11 protein-coding genes are annotated in these 12,662 nt (G+C 56.0%); 2 read left to right on the forward strand and 9 right to left on the reverse strand.

Translation table 11 applies throughout. From position 1 onward, the window contains the following. Positions 1 to 25: 25 nt before the first annotated feature. Genes QWI16_RS03720 through QWI16_RS03750 form a run of 7 tightly spaced genes read right to left on the reverse strand, consistent with a single transcriptional unit; the run spans position 26 to position 8,542 of the window. On the reverse strand, positions 26 to 1,240 hold the full coding sequence (locus QWI16_RS03720; RefSeq protein WP_302711398.1) for a BatD family protein: 1,215 nt from the start codon (positions 1,238 to 1,240) through the stop codon (positions 26 to 28). Next, positions 1,237 to 2,841: a vWA domain-containing protein gene (locus QWI16_RS03725; RefSeq protein ID WP_302711399.1), complete on the reverse strand. Its 1,605-nt coding sequence runs from the start codon at positions 2,839 to 2,841 to the stop codon at positions 1,237 to 1,239. The genes QWI16_RS03720 and QWI16_RS03725 overlap by 4 nt, the downstream gene beginning before the upstream one ends. Further along, positions 2,834 to 3,820, reverse strand: coding sequence for a VWA domain-containing protein (locus QWI16_RS03730; RefSeq protein ID WP_302711400.1), 987 nt, complete (start codon positions 3,818 to 3,820; stop codon positions 2,834 to 2,836). The genes QWI16_RS03725 and QWI16_RS03730 overlap by 8 nt, the downstream gene beginning before the upstream one ends. Then, the gene (locus QWI16_RS03735; RefSeq protein WP_302711401.1) at positions 3,817 to 4,275 is read right to left on the reverse strand and encodes a DUF4381 domain-containing protein; all 459 of its coding nucleotides are present in this window, start codon (positions 4,273 to 4,275) and stop codon (positions 3,817 to 3,819) included. The genes QWI16_RS03730 and QWI16_RS03735 overlap by 4 nt, the downstream gene beginning before the upstream one ends. After that, positions 4,275 to 5,225: a DUF58 domain-containing protein gene (locus tag QWI16_RS03740; protein ID WP_302711402.1), complete on the reverse strand. Its 951-nt coding sequence runs from the start codon at positions 5,223 to 5,225 to the stop codon at positions 4,275 to 4,277. The genes QWI16_RS03735 and QWI16_RS03740 overlap by 1 nt, the downstream gene beginning before the upstream one ends. A gap of 9 nt (positions 5,226 to 5,234) precedes the next feature. Then, positions 5,235 to 6,212, reverse strand: coding sequence for an AAA family ATPase (locus tag QWI16_RS03745; protein WP_302711403.1), 978 nt, complete (start codon positions 6,210 to 6,212; stop codon positions 5,235 to 5,237). Positions 6,213 to 6,259: 47 nt separating this feature from the next. After that, positions 6,260 to 8,542, reverse strand: coding sequence for a tetratricopeptide repeat protein (locus QWI16_RS03750; RefSeq protein WP_302711404.1), 2,283 nt, complete (start codon positions 8,540 to 8,542; stop codon positions 6,260 to 6,262). Positions 8,543 to 9,001: 459 nt separating this feature from the next. On the opposite strand from QWI16_RS03750, the gene QWI16_RS03755 reads away from it, so the two are divergent. Then, entirely contained in the window at positions 9,002 to 10,573 is a 1,572-nt protein-coding gene (locus tag QWI16_RS03755; RefSeq protein WP_302711405.1) for a sulfatase-like hydrolase/transferase, read from the forward strand. Between the two features lie 96 nt (positions 10,574 to 10,669). Beyond that, positions 10,670 to 11,101: a hypothetical protein gene (locus QWI16_RS03760; protein ID WP_302711406.1), complete on the forward strand. Its 432-nt coding sequence runs from the start codon at positions 10,670 to 10,672 to the stop codon at positions 11,099 to 11,101. Between the two features lie 149 nt (positions 11,102 to 11,250). On the opposite strand, the gene QWI16_RS03765 is transcribed toward QWI16_RS03760, so the two are convergent. After that, on the reverse strand, positions 11,251 to 12,063 hold the full coding sequence (locus QWI16_RS03765; protein WP_302711407.1) for a transporter: 813 nt from the start codon (positions 12,061 to 12,063) through the stop codon (positions 11,251 to 11,253). Between the two features lie 29 nt (positions 12,064 to 12,092). Continuing rightward, a complete protein-coding gene (locus QWI16_RS03770) occupies positions 12,093 to 12,659 on the reverse strand; it encodes an MliC family protein (protein WP_302711408.1) in 567 nt (188 codons plus the stop codon). Positions 12,660 to 12,662 lie beyond the last annotated feature (3 nt).

Here is a 12,662-nt window from a genome sequence, read left to right on the forward strand (position 1 = left end):
GAATCGAAGAATGAATTAGCCGTTACTACGGATTGAGCGGCTGCAACTGCTGGTGGCGCCTGTGCGAGTGCGTTTTCAGCGCATGGCGATGCTCACGCAGCGCCCTGGCGAGCGAGGTAGAGGTGGCGGCCGACAGATAGATACGGCTTTCAGCCTGGATCACCAGAGCGTGATACTGCCGGCTCAAGGCGTCGTTAACGCTATAGACGTGCCGCCAGTGATCCTGCCAAGTCGCCAGAGCACGCAAAAATTGCCGGCTGGGTCTATGCGCCTGCCAGCGCAGGCGACGGTACTGCATGGGCTCTGTCTGCCAAAACCGGTGAAAAAGCGTTACCAGATACCGGCCCAGTGCATAGCAGAGCGCCAAGAGCACGAGCGCCGCCACCACTAACGCCGCCCATTGCCAGCGGCTCAAAGGCGGACGCGCAACATTGAGCGTTTTTCCCGGCACACTGACCTCGACTATTTGCTCAGTGCTGTTTTGATAATAGCGCAAGGTAAGCTCAGGCAGTTGCCACTGACCCGGCGCCAGCACGCGAATGCTTTGTTGCTCGCTGCGCCGCCCGCCGAGTGCTAAATCGCTACCGACCATATCATCTTTGACGACCGGACTTTGCAGATAGGTTTTCAGTGCGTCATTATCGATGTCCGTGAGAAGCGGCGGGATAAACAGTGCCGACGTACCCGACACAGTCACGGTGATAGTCCGCGCAATATGGTCACCCACCTGCACGGTTTCAGGCATATCAAAGGTCTGCTCAATGTCGATGTTATCGGCAATAATCAGCGGGTCGAGCGCTCTCGCGGCGGCCGGCACCTGCGCCCTTAGCGTGACGGGCTCAGAGGTTACGCGTTCGGTTGCAGGCTTTCCGTTTTCATCCGGGTAGTGAACCGTCAGCCCGGGAATCTCTACTTGGTAGAGGCCCTCAACCATTGGCACCAGCGTGTATTCCTTGCCCACCCCCGTCCAGGTTTCGCCATTAATGGAACGCGATGTCGGATAAGTGCTCTTTTCGGTTTGCACATTGATCAAGTTGAGCCCTTCGATCGGGTCAAAGTACACCGGCTTGGTAAACCAGCTAGGTACCAGCACCGTCACATCAATCACGACCGCCCGCCCCACCTCGACCGGCTCTTGCGGCGCCACCACTTCAACCTTGGGGGCGGCGCTTAGCGCCACCGGGCAGACAAGCAGCCAGGCCAGACAGCCGAGCGCGCGAACAGGCAGCCAGCGGGTCATGGGCTTTGCTCCTGATGGGCGGCCTCGTTGGAAAATTTGGCGGAGAGAAAGTCGCTCATATCCGAATTCACACTCCGCATCCACTGCTCTTTCGCATCCACCGACAAATTGTCACCTACCTGATAGTCCAGCGTCTTGGTATTGTCGTCGACGTGTTTTACGGTGCGGTCATCGACTTCGAGCGAGACGCTTTGCTCGGCATCAATGTTTCCACCTTCGGCAATCAGTAGCTTCATGATCTGCTCGGCAATGGCTTGGTTGCGGGCAGCCTTTTCATACCCCGGCTCTTGCGCCAGCACCTGCTCATAGGCGGCAATGGCCTGAGGATACTGATGCGCCTTTAACAGGGCATTGGCGCGGTTGTACATGGCATCCAGAGTACCAACCGTGGCAAACACCTGTGCCGCCAGCTCGTACTTGCCGTTCTCGTACAGTGCCGTACCGCGCCACATGGGGTCGACAAACAGCTCTGCAGAGCGATCAAGCTGATTGTTTTTAAAGGCCATCCAGCCCTGTTGATCCGCGGTAAAAAACCAGTCCACCGCATCGGCCCGGGCAGAGGGGGTGGGCGCAAGCAGCGCGGCTGCGCACACCAGCAGGCACACACCCGAAACGGACGCCCGTTGCTTTTTACCTTCGGCGGTGGTGAAACCTTTTCTGAACCATAGCGCCACCAAAACAAGCGCTGGCCAGCAAAAGTACCACCCCATATCCCGGTAGGGTGCATCGGTGTTGCCCTGCAAAGCCTGGCGCCGCTGCTGACTGGCAGCGCGATCGATGGCGACGATATCCTGATTGCCGAGGGCGACTTTTTGCGTCTGCATCTGCGCGAGCTCGCCGGCGATGGTTTCGTTGAGTTTGAGTGACAAAGCCTGACCTGCACTGTCTGTGACAAAGTCGCCTGCCCCAGATACGATCATACCGCCCTCCGGCGTAGCGAACTGCCACCAGATAAAAGGCAAACTTTGCGATTTAAGCTTAATCACCTCTGAGGCTCGAATATCGTCGGCCAGCACCACCACACTGCCACCACCGGCGCGCTCAAGCTCCTGCTGCGCCAGCGCGAGCGCATCGGCCGCATCGTCGGCCAAGACACTATTACCCGGCATAACGCCCGGCACAAGCGCTTCAATAAAAGGGAGAAAAACGCGATGGTCTTCGGTCATGGGCAAGACTTTATGACTCGTGCTGGCATAGGCAATCAACGCCGTTTTGGCGCCGGCGCGAAAGCTCAGCAAATCGCGAATTTTTTGCTTCGCCAGCTCCAGACGACTCGGCTGAAAATCGTTGGCGAGCATACTCTCGCTGACCTTTAGCACCAGCACGATCGGTGCTTTCGCGCCCCGGTCGCTCATCTCGCGCTCCCACGCCGGGCCCGCCGCCGCCAGCGCCAGCAAGCAACCGACTGCCAGCACCAGATCGACAGGCTTGAACTTGTCCGCCAGACGCTGGCGCGGTGTCAGCGCTGCCACCAAATGCGGCGCGATGGCGCTTTGCAGATGTTGGCGCTTACCCAGTCGGCGGCGCACACACCAATAGCTCAGTACCAGTACCGGCAGAGACAGTAACCACTCGGGCCGCAGAAAGTGAAGTTCAAACATAGCGCCTCCCGAGCAGAGAGCGAGCGGCGCGCAGCGCCATGGCTAACACCACCAAGACAAGCGCCACAACCAAAAGCCCCGGCACCAGCGAGGTTTCGGCGCGCACCACGGGCTTTTGCAGTTGGCTCGCGGCAACCTGATCAATTTGCGCGTAGACTTTTTCCAACGTTTGACTGTCTTCGGCCGAATAGAACTCGCCGCCGGTGATCTCGGCAATATCACGCAGTGTTTTAAAATCGACGCGGTACTGGCCTTCGCCGTTTTCATCACCTATACCGATGGTGAAAATTCTCAACGCTTCATCGGCGGCGATGTGGGCCGCATTTTTGGGTGACATACGCGAGCCGGTATCCGCGCCATCGGTCAGTAAAATCAGCAGGCGGCTTTCCACCTTGGACGACTCAAAGTGCTGTATCGCCAGGCCAATCGCATCGCCAATCGCGGTATGGGGCCCGGCCATGGACACTGACATATCATCCAGGATTTGCTCGGCGCTGGCCAAATCCTGAGTAAAGGGCACCTGCAGATAGGCGCGCGTGCCAAAGACAATCAGGCCGATGCGATCCTGCTGGCGCTCACGAATGTATTGCGAGACCACCTGCTTAACCGCTTCCAAGCGGGCAATTTTGTTGCCGCTGCTGTCGGGAAAATCAGGCTCTTCCATGGAGCCCGACAGATCAATCGCCAGCATAATGTCGCGGCTGACAATATCCTCGATGACCGGCTCGCCCAGCTTCACAGGCTTAGCCACAGCGACCACCAGTGCCAGCCAGACCAACGCAGCCAAGAGCACATCCATAAGTGGCTTAGCATAGATCTGACTGCCCGACCCCACACGGGCACCCGAGGCCTGCGCCGCCAGGGAAAAGAACGGAATCCTGATGGCCAGGGTGCGCTGGCGCAACGCCGGCAGCGCCCAAAAAATCAAAAGCGGTAGGGGTAGCAGGGCGAGCAACCAGAGGTGTTTAAAGACGATCATGCCGCCACCTTGTAATGCGTCAACCAGTACTTGGCATCGCGGCGCAATTGCTCGCGATCAAACGCGTCCGTCAAAAAGTAGAAGTCGTGGAACTGCACTTTGTTCGCGACGCAATTATTCAGATAATCACACCATTGCTGCCCGGTCAGTGAGGCCACTTGCTGCCTTGGCACCTGGGTCATAAGACAGCGTTTGAGAATGGCGCTCACCTGCAACGGGTTGTAGTCGGGCGGCAGAGCGTCAATTTCAAGTATCGCGTAGTGACGAAAGCGGTTTTTGTGCCGCCGGTAAAGCCAGAACGTCAACGCCGCCAGCACGGGGACCAGCACCGCCGCCACCACTAGCCACCAGCCGGGGCCCTGGGGCATCATGGACACAGGCTCGGGGTCCGCCAGCGGCTCCATTAACTCGTACAGCTGATAGACCTCCAGGCCCTGCAAGTCGTTATTGTCCATCAGCGCCTCCGCACCGCCAGGGCCTCGGCAATTTGATCAAAGGTATCGCGTTCAGTGGTGAGCCGCATCACCGTTAGCGGCAATCGCTGCTGCCACTCATCCAAAGTGGCAAGGCGCTGGGAAAACGCCTGCTGCAAACGCGCATGGGTTTTATCGCTGCGGGTATCGATGGTCATTTGCGACTGGCCATCGCTGACCACCATTTGTAAGTCTTTGGGTAGGGTCTGGGCCAGCGGATCCTGAACCGCGACCAGAATGACATCATTGTGAGCGCACAGCTGACCCAGGTGCTGCTCGGTGGCGTCGTCAACGGCGTCGAAATCGCTGATCACCACCACCAGGTGATCGTGGCCCACTTGCTCGGTGGCCGCCTTTAGCGGCCGGTTCAGATGCATGGATGTGGCCGGGCTCTCAAGATCACAGTGCAACGCTAAGTTGTACTGTGAGATGCAGCGCACCACCTGCTCCAACAGTTGTGGGCGTTTGCTCGGCCGGAAGGCTTTTACCTCGGTATCGTTAAAGACCACCGCACCGACACGGTCGCCGCGGGCAAAAATCCCATAGGCACACAAAGCGGCTGCTTCGCTGGCGGTGACCGATTTCATGTTTCTGCGCGAGCCGAAAAACATGCTCATACGCTGATCGACAATCAGCAGTGCCGAGCGGTCCTTTTCCTCGGCGTACACCCGCACATGGGGGCGCCCCATGCGCGCCGTCACCCGCCAGTCGATAGCGCGAATGTCATCGCCAACGCGGTAGTCCCGCAGCTCTTCAAAGTTTAAACCGCGCCCGCGCATCCGCGAACCGTGGCGCCCGGCCAGCAAACTTTTACTGCGCTGACGCGGCAAAAAGCTCAGCTGCCGCGCTTTTCTCTGTAGACTTTTTAAATAGGAAAAGTCGGTATGAATGCGCGGATCGAGGGGCGAATCAAGCGCCGTGGGCTTGGCCATGATCAACTCCTATGGCAGCGCCACCAGCTGGATGATTTTTTCAATCACCCCATCGGCATCGAGCCCCGCTCCTTGCGCCTGATAGCTCAGTGCCAGACGGTGACGCATCACATCTTTGGCAATCGCGCGGATGTCTTCGGGCAGGACTTGATCGCGGCCGTTGAGCCAAGCATAGGTGCGCGAGCATTTATCCAGCGCAATAGACGCCCGAGGGGAAACGCCTATTTCAATCCACTGCGCCAAATCACTGCTGTAGTTAGCCGGCGTTCGGGTGGCATAGACCAAGTCCGCCATATAGCGAGCCATGGCAGGGTCAACACCGATCTGCGCAATTTCGGTGCGCGCCTGAAAGATCACACTCTGCTCGGTGAGGCTGTGCTCGCCGGAAGGCTTATCGGTATGGGCCGCCTGCTCTTCAGCGCGCACCAATTCGATAACGCTGACCTCGTCTTCGACGCTTGGGTAATCGATGGTGACCTTCATCAAAAAGCGATCGAGCTGCGCCTCGGGCAGTGGGTAGGTACCCTCTTGCTCAACCGGATTTTGCGTGGCGAGCACCATAAACAAGGGCTCCATTTTGTGGCTTTTACCTGCCACTGTGATCTGCCGCTCTTCCATGGCCTCCAGCAAGGCCGATTGAACCTTGGCCGGCGCCCGGTTGATTTCATCCGCCAGGACAATGTTGGCAAAGATAGGGCCGGGATCGAAGTGAAACTCGCCGCCACTTGGCGTCTGGTGAAAAACCTCTGAGCCGGTAATGTCAGAGGGCAAAAGATCGGGGGTAAACTGCACGCGACTGAAACGGCTCACGAGATTGCCGGCCAGGGCTTTTATGGCGCGGGTTTTTGCAAGCCCCGGCAAGCCCTCAATCAGCAGGTTGCCGTTGGCCAGCAGGCCAATCAGCAATCGATCAACCACCGCCTCCTGACCGATAATACTGGCGGCCACACGAGCCTTAAGCGCCATCACCTCTTCCAATGTGTTCATACGGGGCTCCGTTAATGTGCTTCCCCACCAGCACTGTCAATTAGGACTCAGTCGGCAGCGGTCTGGCGTTCGAGTTGTTTGATCATCTGTTCAATCTGGGCGTTGCCCGGGACCAGCTCGCCAAGTCGTTTGGCGTAAAACAATGCGCGCTCGTCGTCACCGCTGGCCTGATAGCTCTGCGATAAACTGTAGCTTATATCCGGGTCATTAGGCGAGAGTGCGTAGGCCTTTTGCAACTGCGACAGCGCCTGATCCATTTTCCCTAGATCCTGCAGCAGCAGCGCATAGGTGTAAATAAAGCGGCTGTTCGGCGGCGCTCCCTGTGCGGCTTTTTGCAGGTGCACAAGCGCCGCCTCCTTGTCGCCGCTACGAACAAAGCTCATGGCCTTGGCGTAATGCGCACTGTCGGCATTGGGGTTAATCGCCAGAGCCTTATCCAGCACGCCGCGCGCCTTGGCTTCATCGCCGCGCAGCCGGTACAAATCCGCCAGATTCACATAGGCGGGAATAAACACCGGCTCGATGTCTATGGCTTTCTGGTAGTGCTTCTCGGCGTTTTTTAAACGCCCCAGTTGCTGCTCGAGGTTACCGAGGTTGGTGTGGGAAAAACCTCGGTCCGCCTGATACCGCTGCCCATCGCGGTACTCCTGCAGCGCATTTTTTAATCTTGCCTTGTCGCTATCGGCGAGGCTGGTCTCCGGTGGCTGTACCAACATGCGCGCCAGGGCGCGGCCGGCCTCTGCGCGTATCGGCTTGTGCGGATCATCCAACAAGCTCTCCAATAAACGCCACTGATCCGGCACTGGATAAACAGACGCGGCAGTGATTGCCCCCTGGCGCTTGAGCGGATCGTCATCGCGCAGGGCGCGGGCAATGGCAACCACCGCATTGCGCCCCGGCGTCCGATCCATTCGGTAGAGCGCTGAGGCGCGAATAATATCCGGGTAATTCATGTCCTGCGCAATTTTGGTCAGCTCCTGGCCCACAGTGCCAAGGTCTTGCCCGGTGTCCGCGCCGTGAAAAGCACTGGCAAAATGCTCTCGGCCAAGGTACTGACTGTCAGGGTGCCACTGCCGCATTTGCTGCTCGGCCCAAGCCGGGGTTTTATCGGTATGGCAGCCATTACAGGCGTTGGGTACACCGAGGCTCTGCGTCAAGTCAGGGCGCGGGACTTTAAAGGCGTGATCGCGCCGATCGTCAACCTGCATGTAGGTGGTCGCTGGCATATGACAATCGACACAAAAGCTGCCGGCACCCGAGAGTTTGTGGCCGTGATGCGCTGGCGCATCATAGCGCTCGCTCTGGTGGCATTGCGTGCACACCTGATTACCCGGCAACTTGAGCTGGCCGGAGTGGGGGTTGTGACAGTTAGTACAGGTCACCCCCGCCTCGTGCATTTTGCTCTGCAGGAAAGACCCCCAGACATAGTCTTCATCCCAGATCTGGCCATCGGCGTGATACAGCTCGGCCGTAATCAGTGCCGGCTGAAAGGTGTGCTGGAAATCGTCCGGCGCGCCGCGATCTTCCAGCTGAGTACGTCTGGCATGACAGCCGGCGCAGACTTCAATTTGCCGGCTGGGCTTAAGCTCAGCAATGCTGCGCATCAACCCCTGGTCATCCTGAAGAAACAGCGGGGTCTTTGCGCCGATAAACGTCTTGTAGCCCTTGTTCGGCACGCTTTTGTCACCCCCCGCCCATTGCAGATGCGCACCGCTGTCACCGTGACAGGCCGCGCAGCTGACGTTAATCGCCGAATACTGCGACTGGTAACTATGACTCTCGCTGTCAAAGCCCTTGCGGAAATCGGTAGAGTGACAGTCGGCGCACATATGGTTCCAGTTCTGCCCCATTTGCGACCAGTGAAACTCATCCGTAGGGCCCTGCTCTGGGTGCAACACAAACCAACGCTGACCACCAGCGGCTTTCTCTCGTGAGTCCCAAGCGAAGGGGAAAAACTGAAACTTTCCTGGCGACATCTCAAACATGTATTGCTGCAGAGGGTGATAACCGAAACTGTGGGTCACCCGGTACTCGGTCGGCTTTCCATCTAGATCAGGCATAGTAATAAAGAGCGCCTGGTCACGGCGAGCAAAGGTTGCTTCAGCGTCCTGATACGGCAGAGCTTGCTGGTTGAAATTGCCCAATACGGAATCGGCTGTCGCAACGCCCATTGCATGAAAATGGTGCGACTGCTGCCAATCGTTTACCTGAACTTGATGGCAACTGGCGCATTGTTCAGCTTCAGCCCAGGCTCCAGGCCCTGTGCCCATTAATAACAGCAGACTCACCACCGCCAGTGAACACAGCCTGCCAACTCCATTTTTCTTCACAGCCACTCCCACACAACACCGCTGCCGACAATATTCCAACTAAAACTACACGAGGAGGAAACAAGGATAGATGCGTCATGGTATACCGCTTTGAACGCATTTCCTAGCAATCGAGATCACTGCTCTTTGGGAAAATACGGGGCTTTTCTCGTCTCAATAAAGAGACCAAACGACATTAAGCCTCTCCCAAATATGACAATATCGTCATCTTCACTTTCATTTAGAAATAAAAATAAAATCTATAAGCCTAAAAAGAAACAAAAATGTCGCATTAATTTCCATTAAAAAAAATAGCTTCTTCCCGGTGGTCTTTTTTACCTTAATAAATAGATAAACCCCTCTCCTTTGATTAGTATTAATCAGGTTTGCGCAGCACTTCTGCCTGCAGACTATTCAAGACACCATCAGATCTCGGCAGCCACCGACATCCCCACTGATGTTACTAGAAGGAGTTAGACCGTGTTCACTTTGAAATCCAGCTGGAAAAAACTCGTTGCGCTCTCGGCGTTGGCCGTCATTGCAACCAGCGTTCACGCCGCTGACAAACCCAATATTCTTGTTATCTGGGGCGACGACATTGGCGTGCACAATGTCAGTGCTTACAACCACGGCGTTATGGGTTATCAGACCCCCAACATTGATCGTATCGCCAAAGAGGGCGCGATGTTCACCGACGCCTATGCCCAGCAATCCTGTACCGCCGGTCGAGCGTCCTTTATTCTCGGGCAGCATCCGTTCCGCACAGGCCTGTTAACCATTGGTATGCCCGGCTCAGACCACGGCATTCCCGACTGGACGCCAACCATCGGCGATATTCTTAAAGAACAGGGATACACCACCGGCCAGTTCGGTAAAAACCACCTGGGTGACCGCGACAAGCACCTGCCCACCAACCACGGTTTTGACGAGTTCTTCGGTAACCTCTACCACCTTAACGCGGAAGAAGAGCCTGAGGGCTACTACTACCCGAAAGATCCCGAGTTTCGTAAAAAATTCGGCCCTCGCGGCGTTCTGCATGCCACGGCGGACGGGAAAATTGAAGATACTGGCCCGCTGACTAAAAAGCGTATGGAAACCGCAGACGAAGAATTCCTATCTGCCGCCATTGATTTTATTGAGCGAGCCGTCAAACAGGACAAGCCCTTCTTTGTCTGGATGAATACCACTCGTATGCATGTGTGGACTCACCTGAAGAAAGAATCGGTTGGCACGACGGGTATTGGGCTCTACCCAGACGGGATGGTTGAGCACGACAAATCGGTTGGTGTACTTCTCGATAAACTCGACGAGCTGAATATCGCCGACAATACCATCGTTATGTACTCAACCGACAACGGCGCTGAAACCATTAGCTGGCCCGATGGCGGCACCACGCCCTTCCACGGCGAGAAAGGCACCACCTGGGAGGGCGGACACCGGATTCCGTTGGTGGTTCGCTGGCCCGGCGTGATTGAACCCGGCCAAAAAATCAACGATATTATTTCCCACGAAGACTGGATGCCCACCTTTGCTGCCGCCGCTGGCGAACCAGACTTGGTAAGCAAACTGAAAAAAGGGTATCGCGCTAATGGTAAGAAGTGGAAAATCCATCCGGACGGCTACAACTTTATGCCTTACTTTAAAGGTGAAGCCGAAGCGCCACGCAAAGAGATTTTTTACTTTGGCGCTACCGGTGAGCTCAACGCCGTTCGCTATCAGGACTGGAAGGTTCACTTTGCGACACTGAAAGGTGGTATCAACACGGCTACCCGGGAAACTCCCGCCTGGCCGCTGGTGATTAACCTGCGCGCTGATCCCTATCAAAAAGGTGCCCTGGAATCTGCCATGTATCTGAAGTGGTACGCCGAAAACACCATGTGGATTTTCGTTCCCATTCAGCAGCAAGTGAGCAAATTCCTGGCCACTATTCCAGAGTATCCTTTCCAGCCCGGGTCGAGCTTGTCCATGAGCGACATTAGCTATAAAACCTTCGCTCAAAAGGACGCAATGCAACGGCTTAAGGATCTCGAAGCCTCGCTACCTCGCAACTAAGATAAAAGCGTTCAAGCGTTAGAGCGCCTGCCCCTCTTAAATGCCCCGGAACTACGCCGGGGCATTTTTTATCTCAACACCCGCGAAGGCCTCTCTATGACAGCGTTTGAAATGTCTTACCTCACAAGCGAAGAGCTGGACCGAATGTGGGATATTATTCAGTTCTGGGTCAGCATTACCTTTGGCTTGATCGCCATGTCTCACATTGCCCGGCGCCACCTGAATGTGCTATTGGTCGGAGCCGTAAGTATTCTTTATTTGTTGTTCTCCCTGTTTATTTTTCGCGTTATCTACTTCAACCTCAAAATTCTGCAGGGGCATCTACTTGACCTACAGCAAAGAGGGCCTGCTACTCTCAACAATGCGCAGCGGCATTTTCTTGAGTACTTTCCCTCCAAGATTGAGATTGGCCTGGGGGTAGGTTTCGCGTTCTTCGGACTGCTGACCTGCGTGTTGTTGTTCCTCTGGCACAACACCTATGAGCAGAATAAACGTTTTCTGCACATGGAAGATCTCAAGCCGGAGTAATCTTTTGGTATTTCCCACAAAGGTGACCAACCATCCCTTGAAGGCGAAACCCAAAACCACAAGGCCATCTCGCACAGATGGCCTTGCGATTGGAAAAGCTAAGAAACGACACCCACTAACCGCAGTTCAGGCACGCCTGAGCGAGTGCGCTAACGCGGATACAACAAGACAAAATTCAGCCGAAAGCCAAATCCTTCGGGGCCGGATTCGGGGCTATCGGCCCAGTAGCGAATACCGCCACCGTACTGAATCATTTGCCCGCCAATTTTGCCGATTTTATTCACCATAAAATTAATCGGCATGGTTGTTTCATCCGTTTCCCAATCGTAAGTAGTCTCGCTATTGACCGTATAGCTGACGCCTGTGCTGGTGCTGTAGCTTAAAAACGGCTGCAGGAAAGTCGAGCTTATATCGGCTCGGTCAGAATCGCCGGCAACACTTTCAATATGATTGGCCAGGGCACCGTAGGTCCAGTGACCGGTCTGCTTCAGCGCAACGGCCGTCGGGCCGATCCCCCACTTTTCTGCACTGAGTAAATCATCCGACCCTGTCGGTAGCAGCGCGACCGGGCCTGCCCCCCAAATCCAACCACTGGCCGTTGGGGCTTTAGGCGAGAAAAACACGCTCTGCACCACATCACCAATGCCCGACTGACTGCCGGCACCCGGGAAAATATCCTGTTGATCGACCACCGGCAGTATCGTGCGTGAGATGAGGTTCCAATCGTCGTTTAGGTCAACGGGAATGACCGGCTGAATGTTCAGGGTAACGCGATCGCCAGCATCCTCAGGACCAATGTCGGTGTCATAATTCAGCTGAAAGGGCACACTGATTAAGGCCGCTACCGGGTTGCTGAGTTTTTTTGCCAGCTCGGCAGCGCTTGGCTCATCTTGCGCGTGCACCAGATTACCCGCGAGCAGAAGCGGCGAGCACACCGCTATCCATTGAGTTGTCTTACGCATAACCCTCTCCATCACACTTGTTGGTCCAATCAGTTAGTAGGGCGACAGGCGGAGTAAATTACACGACCCGCCTGCTGTATCAGGGCTTCATCGCCTTTTGTCCAGTAAGTCAGCTCGCCATCGCTGTATTTCTCACCCGAGGCTGAGCGCACCCGGGATAGGCGATGCGCGGTGTGAGTTTGAGCATCGGACAACCAGAGCTCGTCTTGGGCAAGTTTGACCCGCATATCATCGGCGCGGTATTCGCCCGCAAACACCGTGAAAACTTCGCCGCCGGCACAGCGATATTGCTGCTTCGATACACCGTTCACCGACGCCGGCTCATCCAGGCATTCGGGCCGCTCGTAGCTTGCACGGGCTTTGCGGGTACAGGCGGCAAGGCTTGCGCCTTGTGCGCGAGTGCAGGTATTGCAACCATCAAAAAAGTGACGGCAGGAGGCGGGAATCATTGCCTGCCAGCTGTTGGCATCATAGCGCGATGAGTCAGGTGGGCTGGCGCAGGCGAGCAAACACAAAGAGGCAAGAAAAGCTGCTGTGGCTTTTAGCCGGCGGGGCAAAACACGGTACAGCTCCTCACGATGTCGGACATTCAGCACGTC

It is taken from the genome of Gilvimarinus algae (assembly GCF_030518215.1).
GTDB classification, from domain to species: Bacteria; Pseudomonadota; Gammaproteobacteria; order Pseudomonadales; family Cellvibrionaceae; genus Gilvimarinus; species Gilvimarinus algae.

Bases quoted from the DNA above. Each gene is read 5' to 3' on its own strand.
- QWI16_RS03720 (WP_302711398.1), bottom strand. From the start codon at position 1,240: ATGACCCGCTGGCTGCCTGTTCGCGCGCTCGGCTGTCTGGCCTGGCTG.
- QWI16_RS03725 (WP_302711399.1), bottom strand. From the start codon at position 2,841: ATGTTTGAACTTCACTTTCTGCGGCCCGAGTGGTTACTGTCTCTGCCG.
- QWI16_RS03730 (WP_302711400.1), bottom strand. From the start codon at position 3,820: ATGATCGTCTTTAAACACCTCTGGTTGCTCGCCCTGCTACCCCTACCG.
- QWI16_RS03735 (WP_302711401.1), bottom strand. From the start codon at position 4,275: ATGGACAATAACGACTTGCAGGGCCTGGAGGTCTATCAGCTGTACGAG.
- QWI16_RS03740 (WP_302711402.1), bottom strand. From the start codon at position 5,225: ATGGCCAAGCCCACGGCGCTTGATTCGCCCCTCGATCCGCGCATTCAT.
- QWI16_RS03745 (WP_302711403.1), bottom strand. From the start codon at position 6,212: ATGAACACATTGGAAGAGGTGATGGCGCTTAAGGCTCGTGTGGCCGCC.
- QWI16_RS03760 (WP_302711406.1), top strand. From the start codon at position 10,670: ATGACAGCGTTTGAAATGTCTTACCTCACAAGCGAAGAGCTGGACCGA.
- QWI16_RS03765 (WP_302711407.1), bottom strand. From the start codon at position 12,063: ATGCGTAAGACAACTCAATGGATAGCGGTGTGCTCGCCGCTTCTGCTC.